14 protein-coding genes are annotated in these 15,653 nt (G+C 72.8%); 12 read left to right on the top strand and 2 right to left on the bottom strand.

Annotated elements, in window-relative coordinates; translation table 11 throughout:
• Window positions 1-138 precede the first annotated feature (138 nt).
• On the bottom strand, window positions 139-876 hold the full coding sequence (locus ACFWA9_RS10990) for a hypothetical protein (protein ID WP_380385567.1): 738 nt from the start codon (window positions 874-876) through the stop codon (window positions 139-141).
• A gap of 338 nt (window positions 877-1,214) precedes the next feature.
• Here ACFWA9_RS10990 and ACFWA9_RS10985 point away from each other — a divergent pair, with 338 nt between their 5' ends.
• The 7 genes from ACFWA9_RS10985 (at window position 1,215) to ACFWA9_RS10955 (ending at window position 8,769) form a co-directional block, all read left to right on the top strand.
• Complete coding sequence (locus tag ACFWA9_RS10985; protein WP_380385564.1) at window positions 1,215-2,642, top strand: efflux RND transporter periplasmic adaptor subunit; 1,428 nt, start codon at window positions 1,215-1,217, stop codon at window positions 2,640-2,642.
• Window positions 2,642-3,463 carry an ABC transporter ATP-binding protein gene (locus ACFWA9_RS10980; RefSeq protein ID WP_380385562.1) on the top strand — a complete coding sequence of 274 codons (822 nt, stop codon included), beginning with the start codon at window positions 2,642-2,644 and terminating at the stop codon, window positions 3,461-3,463. The genes ACFWA9_RS10985 and ACFWA9_RS10980 overlap by 1 nt, the downstream gene beginning before the upstream one ends.
• A complete protein-coding gene (locus ACFWA9_RS10975; protein ID WP_380385559.1) occupies window positions 3,460-4,671 on the top strand; it encodes an ABC transporter permease in 1,212 nt (403 codons plus the stop codon). The genes ACFWA9_RS10980 and ACFWA9_RS10975 overlap by 4 nt, the downstream gene beginning before the upstream one ends.
• Window positions 4,672-4,688: 17 nt before the next feature.
• On the top strand, window positions 4,689-5,354 hold the full coding sequence (locus ACFWA9_RS10970; RefSeq protein ID WP_380385558.1) for a hypothetical protein: 666 nt from the start codon (window positions 4,689-4,691) through the stop codon (window positions 5,352-5,354).
• A 399-nt stretch (window positions 5,355-5,753) separates the two neighbouring features.
• Window positions 5,754-6,530: a response regulator transcription factor gene (locus tag ACFWA9_RS10965; protein ID WP_329488897.1), complete on the top strand. Its 777-nt coding sequence runs from the start codon at window positions 5,754-5,756 to the stop codon at window positions 6,528-6,530.
• A gap of 9 nt (window positions 6,531-6,539) precedes the next feature.
• Entirely contained in the window at window positions 6,540-8,033 is a 1,494-nt protein-coding gene (locus ACFWA9_RS10960; protein ID WP_380385555.1) for a sensor histidine kinase, read from the top strand.
• 124 nt (window positions 8,034-8,157) lie between these two features.
• On the top strand, window positions 8,158-8,769 hold the full coding sequence (locus tag ACFWA9_RS10955) for a Uma2 family endonuclease (RefSeq protein WP_380385552.1): 612 nt from the start codon (window positions 8,158-8,160) through the stop codon (window positions 8,767-8,769).
• Here ACFWA9_RS10955 and ACFWA9_RS10950 read toward each other — a convergent pair.
• A complete protein-coding gene (locus tag ACFWA9_RS10950; RefSeq protein ID WP_380385549.1) occupies window positions 8,747-9,424 on the bottom strand; it encodes a DNA-binding response regulator in 678 nt (225 codons plus the stop codon). The genes ACFWA9_RS10955 and ACFWA9_RS10950 overlap by 23 nt on opposite strands.
• A gap of 57 nt (window positions 9,425-9,481) precedes the next feature.
• On the opposite strand from ACFWA9_RS10950, the gene ACFWA9_RS10945 reads away from it, so the two are divergent.
• The 5 genes from ACFWA9_RS10945 to cydD all read left to right on the top strand — a co-directional run.
• Window positions 9,482-10,369, top strand: a complete 888-nt coding sequence (locus ACFWA9_RS10945) for an oxidoreductase (protein WP_380385546.1) — start codon at window positions 9,482-9,484, stop codon at window positions 10,367-10,369.
• A 215-nt stretch (window positions 10,370-10,584) separates the two neighbouring features.
• Window positions 10,585-10,968, top strand: coding sequence for a VOC family protein (locus ACFWA9_RS10940; protein ID WP_352295201.1), 384 nt, complete (start codon window positions 10,585-10,587; stop codon window positions 10,966-10,968).
• A 341-nt stretch (window positions 10,969-11,309) separates the two neighbouring features.
• On the top strand, window positions 11,310-12,854 hold the full coding sequence (locus ACFWA9_RS10935; RefSeq protein WP_380385543.1) for a cytochrome ubiquinol oxidase subunit I: 1,545 nt from the start codon (window positions 11,310-11,312) through the stop codon (window positions 12,852-12,854).
• 78 nt (window positions 12,855-12,932) lie between these two features.
• Window positions 12,933-13,958: a cytochrome d ubiquinol oxidase subunit II gene (gene cydB, locus ACFWA9_RS10930; RefSeq protein WP_380385541.1), complete on the top strand. Its 1,026-nt coding sequence runs from the start codon at window positions 12,933-12,935 to the stop codon at window positions 13,956-13,958.
• Window positions 13,959-13,961: 3 nt separating this feature from the next.
• Window positions 13,962-15,653, top strand: a 1,692-nt coding sequence (cydD, locus tag ACFWA9_RS10925) for a thiol reductant ABC exporter subunit CydD (protein ID WP_380385538.1), incomplete at its 3' end; no start/stop codon positions are given.

Genomic DNA, 15,653 nt, shown 5'->3' with positions numbered 1-15,653 from the left:
GCCGCTGGTTTTCATGGGGTCTTATTCCCGATCGGGGTGGGGGGCGCTTGGTTGGGGGTGGGGGGACCCGGGCCGGGGGGCGTCACGCGGGCGGCCCCCACTCCCCACTCCGCAGAGACAGCAGAGCGCCGGCTGCGATCAGTGCGCGTCCGGATCTTCGTGCCGCTTTGTCGGGTCGGGGGTGAACCGGCGCAGCAGCACCGTGGGTGATGCCATGACCGCGTACCAGGTGTTCGCGGTCCGGTCCGCGACCGGGGCCCAGGCGGCGATCACGGGCAGTTCGCAGTGGTCGCCGGGTTCCAACGGGGGCAGCCTCCAGGAGATGCCGTGGTCGTGGTCGACGTCCACACCCCACGTACTCGCGGAACGGTCGTGGACCTCGTCGATCAGGGCTGCCCACCCCCGGGGTGCCTCGCCCGCGTCGGCTGCACCGCAGATCGCCTCCTCGTCGTGACCGCCGACGGTGAGCCGGGTCGTCCTGTCCTCCACCGTGATTGCTGTCAGCGCCTGCCCGCCGTCCCACCCCGCTTCGGCATCCTCCGGAAGTCGCACGGGCAGTCCCGCCGAGAACCGCACCCGACCGAGCGGCGCGAGGGCGTCGATCCGCCAGACTGCCGCCTGGCAGCCGGTCAGCGGCCCCCAGACCTCGGGGTCGAGGTCGGCGTCGTACGGAGCAAGCAGCAGCTCGACGCGAGCCTCGGGCCGGTTCCAGCGGGCGAGGGTTCCGCCGCCCGGCAGCTCGAAGCCTTCGTCGGGCAGCTGCGGGAGGCCGGTGCTCCCGATGGTGGTGGCGAAGGTCAACGGGCCGAACGGCGTGTTGACGGCCGGCCGATCGACGGACCGCAGGCGGATCCGCGGGAGGGCGGGGAGCAGCATCGGCCCAGCGTACTGGCGGCCTGTCGACAGTCGCCGGGGTGCGGTCCATCGGGCCGCGGAGTGGGAAGTCGGCCGGGCTGACTTCCCACTCCGCAGCGGTGACTCCCCTGAGGCGGCGGTGCGGTGGCGGCCAGGGTTGGCTCCATGCCCCCCCGGGCTGCCGGATGGCTGGGGATGGCTGGGAAGGGGCTGGGAGTTCGGCCAACGGTTGGGCGGGGGGTGGGCAAGGTGAGGGCTGGGGGCGGGGGGAGCGTGGCGGAATGCCCGGATTCGGCCGGTCAGGGTTCTCCCAGGTCGCGCACAGGGTGCCGCAAGAGCGCCCGGCGAAGCTGTGCGGCATGAAGGTGCTTCCGCGACGGCGTGGTGCCGTCCTCCTGAACTCCGCACTGGGCGTGGCCCTGGTGGGCGCCGCGGCCCTGGCGTACACCACGTTGGACAGTGGGACGGAGAAGGCGGCCGGCAAGGCCCAGGTCCGTACCGCGACCGTGGCGAAGGGCACGGTCCTGGCCACCGTGTCCGGAACCGGCACGCTCGCCTCGCCGACCGACGCCGCCCAGGACTTCACCACGGGCGGGAAGCTGACCGCCGTCAAGGTCGCGGTGGGCGACACCGTGACCAAGGGACAGGTGCTGGCCACCGTCGACACCACGGCGGCCCAGCAGCAGGTGGACGCCGCCCAGTCGGCGCTGACCACGGCCAACGCCAACCTGACCAAGGCGCGGGCCGGTGTCACCACCACGACCACCCAGCAGATCCCGGGCAGCTCGAACAAGTCCTCCAGCGGCTCCAGCGGCTCGTCCAACGACTCCACCGGTGGCGGCACCGGTGGCGGGGAACGGGGAGCGGGCGCGAGCAGCGCGCCCGCTCCCCAGACCACCCCCGTCCCGCAGACCACCACGATCACCACCACCAAGGTGGACGAGGCGGCCGTGGCCCAGGCCCAGCAGCAGGTCGCCACCGCGCAGACCAACCTGGCCAACGCCCAGGCCGCGCTGGCCGGTACGACGCTCACCGCCTCGGTGGACGGCACGGTCGCGTCCGTCTCCAACAAGGTCGGCGACACGCTGGGCGGCGGCACCGGGAGCAGCGGCACCGGGAGCACCGCCAAGTCCACCGGGACCACCACCGTCTCCGGCGCCCCGAGCGGCTTCATCGTGCTGACCAACCCGACCGGGATGCAGGTCACCGCCAACTTCTCCGAGCTGGACTCGCTGAAGCTCAAGAAGGGCGAGTCGGCCACCGTCGCGCTGAACGCGCAGTCCGACACCAAGCTCAACGCCACCGTGCTGTCCGTCAGTTCGCTGCCGGTGAGCAGTGGCGGCAGCGGCGGCGCGGCCGCCGTCCAGTACGCGGCGACGCTGCAGATCACCGGCGACACCAGCAAGCTGCGCACCGGCCTCAGCGCGACCGTCTCGGTGGTCACCGGCGAGGCCGACAACGCGCTCTCGCTGCCCACCGCCGCCCTGGCGGGCACCGGCACCAGCCGGACGGCGACCCTGGTGCAGCCGGACGGCTCCAGCGAGCGGGTCACCGTCGAGGTGGGCGTCGAGGGCGACACCACCGTGCAGGTGGTCTCCGGGCTGAAGGAGGGCGACAAGGTCGAACTCTCCACCACCAGCGGGACCAACGGCTTCCCGAACGGATCCTTCCCGGGCCTGACCGGTGGCCAGGGCAACCGCGGCGGCACGGGAGCCGGCGGCGCGGCCGGCGTGGCAGGCGTCGGCGCGGCCGCCGGCGGCGGCACCGGCCGGGGCGGGAACCGCTGATGGGGCGCAGGACCGCTCCCGCGCCCCAGGGCACCGCAGCGGCGCCCCCGGTCATCCAGATCCGCCGGCTCACCAAGTCCTACGGCCACGGCGACGCCACCGTGCACGCGCTGCGCGGCCCGTCCCACCCGGCCACCGGCGAGCCGCTGGGCGTCGACCTGGACATCGAGCAGGGCGACTTCGTCGCGGTGATGGGCAGTTCGGGCTCCGGCAAGTCCACCCTGATGAACATCCTCGGCTGCCTGGACGTGCCGACCGCCGGCCGCTACCTGCTCGACGGCATCGACGTCGGCCACCTGGACGAGCAGCAGCTCTCGCTGGTCCGCAACCGCAAGATCGGTTTCGTCTTCCAGTCCTTCAACCTCGTCCCCCGCACCACCGCGCTCGCCCAGGTCGAGCTGCCGCTCGCCTACGCGGGCGTGCGCAGCGCCGAGCGCCGGCGCCGGGCGCTGGCCGCGCTCTCCCTGGTCGGCCTCGCCGAGCGCTCCGGGCACCGGCCGGGCGAGCTCTCCGGCGGCCAGCAGCAGCGCGTCGCGGTGGCCCGGGCGCTGGTCACCGCGCCCGCGATGCTGCTCGCCGACGAGCCCACCGGCAACCTGGACAGCCGCTCCACCGACGAGGTGCTGGCCCTGATCGACGGCCTCAACGCGACCGGCCGCACGGTGGTGCTGATCACCCACGAGGACGAGGTCGCCCTGCACGCGAAGCGGGTGATCCGGTTGGTCGACGGCGCGGTCGTCAGCGACGTCCGGCAGGCTCCGGTGGAGGGTCCGCCGCCCGCCCTGCTCGCGGCCGCCGACCTCCAGGGGGTGCTCGCATGATCCTCTGGCAGATGCTCCGGTTCGCCGTCGGCGGCCTGGCCGCCAACAAGGTGCGGTCCGCCCTGACCATGCTGGGCGTGCTGATCGGCGTGGCCTCGGTGATCCTGCTGCTCGCGGTCGGCAACGGCTCCTCGGTGGCGGTCAAGGAGTCGATCACCTCGCTCGGCACCAACTCGCTGACGGTCACCGCCGGGTCCTCCTTCGGCGGCTCGCGCACCGCCTCCACCGCCAAGAAGCTCACGGTCGCCGACGCCAGGGCACTGGCGAGCGACCCGGAGGCGACCTCGATCAAGTCCGTCGCGCCGGTGGTCACCGCCAGCGGCACCGCGCTGTACGGGGACATCTCCTACAGCCCCGGCTCGATCGTCGGCACCTACCCCGCGTACTTCGAGACCGCCAACCTGAAGATCGGCCGGGGCGAGTACTTCACGGCCGACGACGTGCTCGGCTCCCGCAAGGTCGCGGTGCTCGGCGCCGCCACCGCCAAGCAGCTGTTCGCCACCACCGACCCGGTCGGCAGGGCGATCACCGTCGGCGGCACCCCGCTCACCGTGGTCGGCGTGCTCCAGGCCAAGGGCGGCACCGGCTTCACCGATCCGGACGACGTGGTGATCGCGCCGCTGCCGACCGTGCAGAACGCCTTCACCGGCTTCGGCCCGGTCAGCCAGATCCTGGTGCAGGCCACCTCCGCCGAGACCACCACGGCCGCCCAGGCCGAGGTCACCCGGGTGCTGCTCGGCACCCACGCGATCGCCGACCCGACCAAGGCGGACTTCCGGATCGGCAACCAGGCCTCGCTGCTCACGGCCCGGGAGTCGACCACCAAGACCTTCACCGTGCTGCTCGGCGCGGTGGCCGCGATCTCGCTGCTGGTCGGCGGGATCGGCATCACCAACATCATGCTGGTCACCGTCACCGAGCGGACCAGGGAGATCGGCATCCGCAAGGCGCTCGGCGCCCCGCGCGTGGCGATCCTCGGGCAGTTCCTCGTCGAGTCCACCCTGCTGTCGGTGATCGGGGCCGGACTCGGGGTGCTGGCCGGGCTCGCCGGATCGCACTTCTCCGTCGTCGGCATCAAGCCGGTGGTGATCCCCGAGTCGGTGCTCGGCGCGTTCGGCATCGCCGTCGCCATCGGCCTGTTCTTCGGCAGCTACCCCGCCAACCGGGCCGCCTCGCTGCGCCCGATCGACGCCCTCCGCCACGAGTGACCAAGGACCCGCAGACCATGAGCAACGAGATCGAGCCGCGCACCCCCGCCGAGCAGGTGGTCCTGCTCTCCACCGCGCCGGACGCCCGGGACGTCACCGCCGAGCTGGCCGCGCCACCGCGCCGCCGGCTGCCGTGGCCGACCCTCGTCCTGGCCGGCGCCGTGCTCGCCACGGCGGCCTTCGCGGGCGGCGTCTGGTACCAGCAGGGCCACGGCTCCACCGGCTCCGGCAAGTCGGCGGCGGCGGGGCAGCAGCCCCGGGCGGCGGCCTCCGGCTTCGGGGGCGGGCAGAACGGCACCCGCCGGGGCGGCCAGGGCGCCGGTCAGGGCGCCGGTCAGGGCGGTGGCCAGGGCGGTGGCCAGGGCGCGCAGGGCGGCTTCACCCGGGGCACCGTCAAGGCCGTCGACGGCACCACCGTCTACCTGACCGACGCCAACGGCAACACCGTCAAGGTGACCACCGGCGACGCCACCAAGGTCCAGCTCAACAAGGAGGGCAAGGTCACCGACCTGCAGCCCGGTCAGAGCGTCACCGTGGTCGGCACCCCGGGCGCCGACGGCGGGTACGCCGCCACCCAGCTCGTCGAGGGCGCCGCCGGCTTCGGCGCGGGCGGCGCGGGCGGCTTCGGCGGCGGCGCCGGTGGCCGGGGGACCCAGAACCAGACCCAGAAGCCTCCCTCCTAGCCCGTCCACGGGTGGGAGGGGGCCTGGCGGCTGACCCCGCAGCCCCCAGCCGCCCGCGCGGTGAGTCCGTACCCTGGGTCACGCGCGGTCTTCACCGGCCGGGAACCGCCCGGCCTCCAGCCGGGAACCGCCCGGCCTCCGGCCGGGAACCGACCGCCCCGGTCCGGAACCGCCCGGCCTCCGGCCCGGGAACGGCTCCGCGCCCCGGCCGCGCGGCGCCTCCGCCCTGTCCACCGGCTCGTACGCACACCATCCAGCCCGACCGTGCGGGCTCGTTCGCCCAAATCCGCCCGCTAAGGTGTTAATCCAACATTCATCGACGGCGCATAGCCTCCCCGGGCTAGCCTCAAGCTGAACGCCATCGTCCGACCGGGAGGCGGAACCCCCGTGCAAGGCACTGTGTCCACACCTGGCAGCTCCGCCGTGGCCGGCGGCCCGGGCGAGGCGTTCCTCCTCGTCGTCGACGACGAGCCCAACATCCGGGAGCTGCTCTCCGCCTCCCTGCGCTTCTCCGGCTTCCGGGTCGCCTCCGCCGCCAGCGGTACCGAGGCGCTCGAACTGATCGCCGTCGAACGCCCCGACCTCGTCGTCCTCGACGTGATGCTGCCCGACCTGGACGGCTTCACCGTGGTCGAGCGGCTGCGCGAGCAGACCACCCGGGGCCAGATAGCCGGGCCCGCCCACGGCCACCCCGGCGACCACCTGCCGGTGCTCTTCCTGACCGCCAAGGACGGCGTCGGCGACAAGGTCCAGGGCCTGGCCGCCGGCGCGGACGACTACGTCACCAAGCCGTTCAGCCTGGAGGAGCTGATCGCCCGGATCCGGGCCATCCTGCGCCGGGCCGGCGGCCCCGCCGAGGACGGCCGGCTGGTCGTCGCCGACCTCACGCTGGACCCGATCGCCCACGAGGTGACCCGCGGCGGCACCCCGGTCGCGCTCTCGCCGACCGAGTTCAAGCTGCTGCACTACCTGATGGCCAACGTCGGCCGGGTGGTCTCCAAGGCGCAGATCCTCGACCACGTCTGGGCCTACGACTTCGGCGGGGACCTCTCCATCGTCGAGTCCTACATCTCCTACCTGCGCCGCAAGCTCGACTCCGGCCCCGCGCACGGTCCCAAGCTGATCCACACCGTCCGCGGCATCGGCTACGCGCTGCGCCGGCCGCCGCAGAGCTGACCGCCCCCCGTGTTCCCCCGCTTCTCGCTGCGCGTCCGGCTGCTCGTCCTCGTCCTCGCCCTGGTCACCACCGGGCTCGCGGTCAGTGACGCCGTCGTGCTCGGCACCGTCCGGATGCAGCTGGTGGAGCGGCTCGACGACCAGTTGCAGCGCTTCGCCGAACCGCTCTCGCACCGCGCCCCCGGCCGGACGACCTGGCCGGAGAGCCGGCAGCCCTCGGTCGGCGGGAGGCGGCCCGCGGCGGCGCTGCCCAGCCAGTACCTGGTCCAGTACCTCTCGGCGGACGGCAAGGTCCAGCAGGTGGTCCGCCAGCCGGTCTCCGAGAACGACCCGGCGCCGCAGCTGGCCGGTCTCGACCCGGCGGCCGCCGCCCCGGACACCCCGTTCGACCTGCCCGACCAGCGCGGCCAGCGCAGCTGGCGCACGCTCGTCCTGCCCCTCCAGCGGCCGCCCGCCCTCGGCCCCGCTCCCCCCAGCGCCTTCGCCGTGCCGACCCCCACCCCCGCGTACCTGATGGTCGCGGTCTCCCGGGAGGACATCGACGCCACCGTCGCCCGGCTGCGCACCTCCTTCCTGGCGATCGGCGGCGCGGTGCTGGTGCTGATCGCGGCCCTCGGCTTCTTCGCCGTCCGGGCCGGGATGCGGCCGCTGCGCCGGATCGAGGAGGGTGCCGAGCGGATCGCCTCCGGCGAGCTGTCGCACCGGATGCCCGAGCTCGCCACCCGCACCGAGGTCGGCCGGCTGTCCGCCGCCCTCAACGCGATGCTCACCCAGATCGAGGCCGCGTTCGCCGCCCGGGCCGAGTCCGAGGCACGGATGCGGCGGTTCGTCGCCGACGCCTCGCACGAGCTGCGGACCCCGCTGGCCGGCATCCGCGGTTTCGCCGAGCTGTACCGGATGGGGGCGCTGCCCACCGAGGCGGACGTCCAGCGGACGATGTTCCGGATCGAGAGCGAGGCCGTCCGGATGGGCGCCCTGGTCGAGGACCTGCTGGTGCTCGCCCGGCTCGACGAGGAACGCCCGCTCGACCTCGCGCCGATGGACCTGCGCACCCTCGCGGCGGACGCCCTGCACGACCTCACCGCCCTCGACCCGTCCCGCCCGGTCGCCCTCACCGGTCCGTCCGGCACCGGCGCGCCCGGCCCCGCACCGGTGCTCGGCGACGAGGCGAGGCTGCGTCAGGTGGTCACCAACCTGGTCGGCAACGCCGTCAAGCACACCCCGCCCGGGACGCCGGTGCGGATCGGCGTCGGCACCGCCGAGGGCCTCTGCCTGCTGGAGGTCGCCGACTCCGGTCCCGGCCTCACCGAGGAGCAGGCCGTCCGGGTGTTCCACCGCTTCTACCGGGTGGACGCCTCGCGCAGCCGCCACGACGGCGGCGGCGCCGGCCTCGGCCTCGCCATCGCCACCGCGCTCACCCACGCTCACGGCGGCACCCTCACCCTCCACAGCGCCCCCGGCACCGGCGCCACCTTCCGCGTGGAGATCCCCCACCAGCGCTGAAACCGCCCGTTCGGGTGAACCGGCCTGGTTCTCTCCGCCCGGTCTCCGGTCGTGTGCGACCGTACGGCTGCGGCTTGATGCGGATCGCGCGAGCCGACCACACTGGACGGGAAGAGGTGTCTCAATGACCGCGCTCGTAGCCGAGGAGACCGTCGTGGACCTGGACCAGGCGCTGTGGCAGGTGTGGAAGGAGATGGACGTCCCTGAGGGCTTCAGGGCGGAGATCATCGAGGGAGCCATCGAGATGTCGCCCACTGGCGGGACCCGCCACCTGACGATCAACCGCCGGGTGCTGTTGGCGCTGCACGACCAGTTGCGAGGTACCGGCTGGGCCCCCGCGAACGACGGTAACGTCATCCACGGTTTGAGGGTGATGGTCCCCGATGTCTTCGTCGCCCCCGATGACCTGGAGGAGATCGAGCACCCTGAAGGGTTGGGCGTACTCGCCTCAGGTCTCGCGTTGGTGGTCGAGACGGTGTCACCCGGAAGCAGGAACCGCCGACGGGACGTGGTCCTCAAGCACCGCGCCTACGCGAGCGCCGGCATCCCGATCTACGTGATCATCGACGACTTCGACGAAGGCGGCGCCGTCACCGTCCTGACCGGCCCCGACATCGAGCGCGGTGCCTACGCCCGTTCGGTCCGGACGCCGTACGGGGAGGAGGCGTTCGTGCCGGAGGGGCCGGCGAAGGGGTTCGTGATCGGGCCGGAGATCACCGGCGGGCGGCGGGGGTGACGCCGTCCTCCAGCAGTTCCCGGGCGAGCAGGCCGGCCTGGAAGCGGGAGGTGGCGCCGAGGGTCATCATCAGGTCGGCGACCCGGCGGCGGTAGGTGCGCAGCGAGAGGCCGAGCAGGCGGGCGCCGGTCTCGTCGGTGTGGCCGGTCGCGAGGGCGCTCAGGATCTGCCGGGCCTGCTCGGTGAGGTGCGGCGGCCGGGCGCAGTCGGCGAGGTCGGTGGCGGTCTCCCAGGCGGCGCGGAACAGCGAGCGCACGCCGTCGACGACCTCCGGCGACCGCACCACGGTGTACGTCCGCACGCCCCGCACCGGGGCGCCGGCCAGGATCGCGGTGCGCCGGTCGATGATGATCGCCTCGCGCGCGAGCGGTCCGTCGCTGATCCGGACCTCGATGCCGGTGCCGGCGATCCTCTCCAGCCGCCGGTGCGACTCCGGATCGGCCAGGGCGCGCCGGGTGTACAGCTTGCGCATGGTGAGCCCGGGGACGAGGTGCGGCCGCTTGCCCTCCGCGAAGGCGGCGTTGACGCCCGACGACCAGGTCAGCAGGTCGGTGGCGGCGACCAGGAACTCCTCACGCGAGGCGACGAAGAGGTGGCCGGCCCGCTGGACGAGCTCCCGCTCGCCGTGCAGGGTGATGATCGGGTCGGTGCTCATGGCAGCAACATGCCAGATCGGTCGGGCGACGGGCGAGCCGGGCGGAGGCTTACCGACATGACGACCACCTCCCACGCCTCGGCCGCCGGCTCCCTCCTGCTCGGCGGCGACCTGCCGATCGCCCGGATGGGCTTCGGCGCGATGAAGCTGCCCGCCCGCGACTGGGACGGCCCGGCCTGCGACCCCGTGCGGAGCCTCGCCGTGCTGCGCCGGGCGGTCGAGCTCGGTGTCGACCACATCGACACCGCCTGGTTCTACTTCCACGAGGACGTCTCGGCGAACGGCCTGATCCGCGAGGCCCTGCACCCGTACCGCGACGGCCTGGTGATCGCCACCAAGGTGGGCCCCGGCCGCAACCCCGACGGCAGCTGGCTGGAGCCGGCCGGTCCGGCGGAGCTGCGCGCGGCCGTCCACCGCAACCTGCGTGAGCTGGGGGTGGACCGGCTCGACCTGGTCTACCTGCGGCGGATGCCCAGCCTGCGGTCGATCGCGACGTCCTTCGCGGCGCTGGCGGAGCTGCGGGAGGAGGGGCTGATCCGGCACCTCGGGGTCAGCAACGTGGACGCGGCCCAGCTCGCCGAGGCCGAGGCGATCGCACCGGTGACCGCCGTGCAGAACCGGTTCAGCGTGCTGGAGCACTCGGCGGAGGACGCGGCGCTGCTGGCGGACTGCACCGCGCGGGGCATCGCCTTCGTGCCGTTCTTCCCGCTCGGCGGCTCCGGGGTGCCCGAGGACCCGGCGCTCCAGCGGGTGGCCGAGCGGCACGGCGCCACCCGGGCGCAGGTGATGGTGGCCTGGCTGCTGGCGGTCTCCCCCTCGATCCTGGCCATCCCGGGCACCTCCTCGCCGGTCCATCTGGAGGAGAACATCGCGGCCGCCTCGCTGCGGCTGGGCGCCGAGGACCTGGCGGAGCTGGCGGCACTGGCGGCGCCCGTCCGGCCGTGATCCCCGCGTGAGCGCAGCGGTATGACGGTCCGACCGGTCCGACCGGTCCGACCGGTCCGACCGGTCCAACCGGTCCAACCGGTCCGACCGGTCCGGCGGGGGCTGGTCGGCGGGTGCCGCCGCGGCCTAGGATTCCGGTACGGCATCGCGTGTCGGTCACCGTCCGGGTGAGGCATGGAGGTAGCCCGTGAGTGCCTTACGGAGGCATTCGAAGCATGACAATCCAGCTCGATCACACCATCGTTCACGCCCGGGACAACCGGGAATCCGCCGCCTTCCTGGCGGCCGTCCTCGGCCTTGAGGTCGGGACGGCCTGGGGGCCGTTCGTCCCGGTCGCCACGGGCAACGGGGTGACCCTCGACTTCGCGTCCGTCCCGGCGGAGGCGATCGCCCCGCAGCACTACGCCTTCCTCGTCTCCGACGAGGAGTTCGACGCCGCCTTCGCCCGGATCGAGGCGGGCGGCATCGCCTACTACGCCGACCCGCAGTTGAAGCTGCCCGGCGAGATCAACCGCCACCACGGCGGCCGGGGGCTGTACTTCTTCGACCCGGCCGGCCACGGCATGGAGATCATCACCCGCCCCTACGGCAACCGCTAGACGCCGGGCCCGTGCCCGGCCGGGTCACCACCCGGCCGGGCACGGTCGCGCGTGCCGCGGCGATGGGCCGAATGTCAAGCGCCGGATCGTCCAAGATCGTTCCGTGAGTCGCCCGGGCGCTCGTTGTGGCAGGCCAGGGCCGGTCCGCAGACTGTGCGCACGGCATCGCCGGTCAATCCCACCCCGCCTGCAAACCACTCGTAAGCATGATGGATACTGGCCCTTGTGAACGTGTTCACGTTCACAAGCGGACAAGCTTGCACGGGTGCGCAGCGGTCTACAGCTATAGATGAAGTTTGTCCGGAAAGTGACCTTCGAGGTCGGGTCGGAGAGAGGGCGACGTGGAACTGGCAATCGCTCACGAAACCATCGCGCGTTGGCAATTCGGCATCACCACCGTCTACCACTTCCTCTTCGTACCGCTCACCATCAGCCTGGCCGCCATCGTGGCCGGACTGGAGACCGCCTGGGTCCGGACGGACAAGGAGAAGTACTTCCACGCCACGAAGTTCTGGGGGAAGCTCTTCCTGATCAACATCGCGATGGGCGTGGTCACCGGCATCGTCCAGGAGTTCCAGTTCGGGATGAACTGGTCGGACTACTCCCGCTTCGTCGGTGACGTCTTCGGCGCCCCGCTCGCGATGGAGGCGCTGATCGCCTTCTTCTTCGAGTCGACCTTCATCGGGCTCTGGATCTTCGGCTGGGACAAGCTGCCGAGGAAGCTGCACTGCGCCTGCATGTGGATGGTCTCGCTCGGCACCGTGCTCTCCGCCTACTTCATCCTGGCGGCCAACTCCTGGATGCAGCACCCGGTCGGCTACTCGGTCGACCCGGCCACCGGGAAGGCGCAGCTCACCGACATCGCCCGGGTGCTGTTCCAGGACACCACCGTCACCGTCGTCCTGCACACCCTGACCGCCGCCTTCCTCACCGGCGCGGCCTTCATGGTCGGCATCGCCTCCTTCCACCTCTGGAAGGCCAAGCGCCGGCCGGAGGCCGCCGACCCCAAGCGGGTCGCGGTGATGCGGACCTCGCTGCGGCTCGGCCTGGTCCTCGCGGTGGTCTTCGGTCTCGGAACCGCCCTCAGCGGCGACTCGCTCGCCAAGGTGATGTTCCGCCAGCAGCCGATGAAGATGGCCGCCGCCGAGGCGCTCTGGGACAGCCAGGCCCCGGCGCCGTTCTCGGTCTTCGCGGTCGGCGACGTCGGCAAGGGCCGCAACTCGGTCGAGCTGGAGATCCCCGGGATACTCTCCTTCCTCGCCAACAGCGACTTCAGCTCCTCCGTCCCCGGCATCAACGACACCGCCGACGCCGAGGCCGCCCGGTACGGCGGGGACCCGAAGGACTACATCCCGAGCATCTTCGTCACCTACTGGGGCTTCCGCCTCATGATCGGCTTCGGGATGACCTCCTTCGTGGCGGGGGTGATCGGGCTCTGGACCACCCGGCGGAAGTGGCTGCTGGCACCGGAGTTCCGCACCGGCGACACCGAGGTGCCGAGACTGATGCTGCTGCCGAAGCGCGAGCTCGGCCCGTTCCTCACCAAGTGGAGCTGGCGGATCGGCATCCTCACCATGGGGTTCCCGCTGATCGCCAACAGCTTCGGCTGGGTCTTCACCGAGATGGGCCGCCAGCCGTGGGCCGTCTTCGGGCTGATGACCACCGCGAGCGCGGTGTCGCCCAACGTCGGCATCGGGACCCAGATCGGGGCCCTGACCACCTTCACCGTGCTGTACGCGATCCTCGCCGTCATCGAGGTGCGGCTGCTGGTCAAGTACGCCAAGGCCGGGCCGGTCACCTCCGAGCGGCCGCCCACCGAGGACCCGACGCTGCGCGGCCCGTCCCCGGACGAGGACGCGGACAAGCCGCTCGCCTTCGCCTACTGAGCCCCGAGCCCCGAGCCTTGATCCCCCGCCCGAGCCCACCGCGGACTACGGACTACCGAGGACTACTGAGGATCCGACATGCAACTCCACGACGTCTGGTTCGTCCTGATCGCCGTCCTGTGGATCGGCTACTTCTTCCTTGAGGGCTTCGACTTCGGCATCGGCATCCTCACCAAGCCGCTGGCCCGCTCCACCGCCGAGCGGCGGGTGCTGATCAACACCATCGGACCGGTCTGGGACGGCAACGAGGTCTGGCTGCTCACCGCCGGCGGCGCCACCTTCGCGGCCTTCCCGGACTGGTACGCGACGCTGTTCAGCGGCTTCTACATCCCGCTGCTGGTGATCCTGGTCTGCCTGATCGTGCGCGGGGTCGCCTTCGAGTACCGGGCCAAGCGCTCCGACGCGCGCTGGCAGCGGAACTGGGAGGAGGCCATCTTCTGGACGTCACTGCTCCCGGCCTTCCTCTGGGGCGTGGCCTTCGCCAACATCGTCCGCGGCGTCGACATCGACGCGCAGAAGAACGTCGTCGGCGGCTTCTGGGACCTGCTGAACCCGTACGCGCTGCTCGGCGGACTGGTCACGCTCACCCTCTTCACCTTCCACGGCGCGGTGTTCGCCGCGCTGAAGACGGTCGGGGAGATCCGCGACCGGGCCCGTGCCCTGGCGCTGCGACTCGGCCTGGTGACGGCGGTGCTGGCACTGGCCTTCCTGCTCTGGACCCAGGCCGACCACGGCAACGGCTGGAGCCTCGCCGTCCTGGCCGTCGCGGTGCTGGCCCTGGCCGGCGCCCTGGTGGCCAACCAACTGGCACGCGAGGGCTGGGCGTTCGTCCTCTCCGGAGCGACCATCGTGGCCGCGGTCGCGATGCTCTTCCTCTCGCTGTTCCCGGACGTGATGCCGTCCACCCTGAACCCGGAGTGGAGCCTGACCGTCACCAACGCCGCCTCCTCGCCGTACACGCTGAAGCTGATGACGATCGTCGCGGCCGTCTTCACCCCGCTCGTACTGCTCTACCAGGGCTGGACGTACTGGGTCTTCCGCAAGCGGATCGGCGTCCAGCACATCCCCGGGCACGACCCGGCCGCCGCGCTCGACCAGGGCTGAGCCGTGAAGCCCGTCGACCCCCGACTGCTCGGGTACGCCCGCACCACCCGCGCCTTCCTCGCCGGATCGGTCCTGCTCGGCGGGGCGGGGGCGGCCCTGGTGGTCGCCCAGGCGAGCCTGATCGCCGAGATCGTCGTCCGCGGCTTCCAGCAGCGGGCCGGCCTCGACGAGCTGACCGCGCCGCTGCTCTGGCTGGCGCTGACGGCGGTCGGCCGCGGGCTGGTCGGCTGGCTCACCGAACTCACCGCGCACCGCTCGGTGGCCCGGGTGAAGTCCACCCTGCGGCGCCGGCTGCTCGACCACGCCACCGCGCTCGGCCCGGCCCACCTGGCGGGCCGGCGCACCGGCGAACTCACCACCCTCGCCACCCGGGGCGTCGACGCGCTCGACGACTACTTCGCCCGCTACCTGCCGCAGCTGGCGCTCGCGGTGGTCGTCCCGGTGATCGTGCTGCTGCGGGTCGTCGGCGCCGACCTCACCTCGGCCGCGATCATCGCCGGGACGCTGCCGCTGATCCCGCTCTTCATGGCGCTGATCGGGATGGCCACCCAGAGCCGGATGGACCGGCAGTGGGAGACCCTCTCCCGGCTCTCGCACCACTTCCTGGACGTGGTCGCCGGCCTGCCCACGCTCAAGGTGTTCAACCGGGCCCGTACCCAGGCCGCCACCGTCGCCAGGATCACCGCCGACTACCGCCGGGCGACCCTGCGCACCCTGCGGATCGCCTTCATCTCCTCGTTCGCCCTGGAGCTGCTCTCCACCCTGTCGGTGGCGCTGGTCGCGGTCTCGATCGGCTTCCGGCTGGTGGACGGCACGCTCGACCTGGAGACCGGGCTGCTGATCCTGATCCTGGCGCCCGAGGTCTACGTCCCGATCCGCCAGGTCGGCGCGCTGTACCACTCCAGCGTGGAGGGGCTGACCGCGGCCGACGAGCTCTTCGCGGTGCTGGAGACCCCGCTGCCGCCGGCCGGGACCGCCCCCGCCCCCGCGCTCGCCGGCGCCCTCGTCGAGGCCGAGGGCCTCACCGTGCTGCACACCGGCCGGAGCGCACCGGCGCTGGACGCCGCCGGGCTGACCCTGCGGCCGGGCACCACCACCGCGCTCACCGGCCCGAGCGGGGCCGGCAAGTCCACCCTGCTCGCCGTCCTGCTCGGCCTCACCGCGCCGGACGCGGGCAGCGTCCGGATCACCGCCGCCGACGGGCGGACGTACCGGCTGGACGAGCTGGAGCCGGCGAGCTGGCGCCGGCAGATCGCGTGGGTGCCGCAGCACCCGCACCTGTTCGCCGGCACCGTCGCCGAGAACCTGCGGCTCTACCGGCCCGGCGCCGGCGAGGACGAGCTGTGGGCGGCGCTGGAGTCCGCGCACGCGCGGGACTTCGTGCGGCGGCTGCCGCACGGGCTCGCCACCGTGCTCGGGGAGGACGGCGCCGGCCTGTCGGCGGGCCAGCGCCAGCGGCTGGCGCTCGCCCGGGTGCTGCTCGCCGACGACCGGCCGCTGGTGCTGCTGGACGAACCGACCGCCGGCCTGGACGGCGCCTCGGAGGCGGCCGTGGTGGACGCCGTCCGGGTGCTGACCGCCGATCCGGCGCGCACCGTGCTGCTGGTCGCGCACCGGCCGGCGCTGCTGGCGGCGGCCGACCGGCTGGTCCGGCTGGACGGGCCGCCGGCGCCCGCGGCCGCCGCACCGCCGCCC

The sequence above is a fragment of the Kitasatospora sp. NPDC059973 genome, assembly GCF_042737525.1.
Classification (GTDB): domain Bacteria; phylum Actinomycetota; class Actinomycetes; order Streptomycetales; family Streptomycetaceae; genus Kitasatospora.
Note: the sequence above shows the minus strand (reverse complement) of the source record. Positions and strands in the feature narration are given on the sequence as shown.

Bases quoted from the DNA above. Each gene is read 5' to 3' on its own strand.
- ACFWA9_RS10955 (WP_380385552.1), top strand. From the start codon at position 8,158: ATGACCGCGCTCGTAGCCGAGGAGACCGTCGTGGACCTGGACCAGGCG.
- ACFWA9_RS10970 (WP_380385558.1), top strand. From the start codon at position 4,689: ATGAGCAACGAGATCGAGCCGCGCACCCCCGCCGAGCAGGTGGTCCTG.
- cydB (WP_380385541.1), top strand. From the start codon at position 12,933: ATGCAACTCCACGACGTCTGGTTCGTCCTGATCGCCGTCCTGTGGATC.
- ACFWA9_RS10985 (WP_380385564.1), top strand. From the start codon at position 1,215: ATGAAGGTGCTTCCGCGACGGCGTGGTGCCGTCCTCCTGAACTCCGCA.
- ACFWA9_RS10940 (WP_352295201.1), top strand. From the start codon at position 10,585: ATGACAATCCAGCTCGATCACACCATCGTTCACGCCCGGGACAACCGG.
- ACFWA9_RS10975 (WP_380385559.1), top strand. From the start codon at position 3,460: ATGATCCTCTGGCAGATGCTCCGGTTCGCCGTCGGCGGCCTGGCCGCC.
- ACFWA9_RS10990 (WP_380385567.1), bottom strand. From the start codon at position 876: ATGCTGCTCCCCGCCCTCCCGCGGATCCGCCTGCGGTCCGTCGATCGG.
- ACFWA9_RS10950 (WP_380385549.1), bottom strand. From the start codon at position 9,424: ATGAGCACCGACCCGATCATCACCCTGCACGGCGAGCGGGAGCTCGTC.
- ACFWA9_RS10945 (WP_380385546.1), top strand. From the start codon at position 9,482: ATGACGACCACCTCCCACGCCTCGGCCGCCGGCTCCCTCCTGCTCGGC.
- ACFWA9_RS10980 (WP_380385562.1), top strand. From the start codon at position 2,642: ATGGGGCGCAGGACCGCTCCCGCGCCCCAGGGCACCGCAGCGGCGCCC.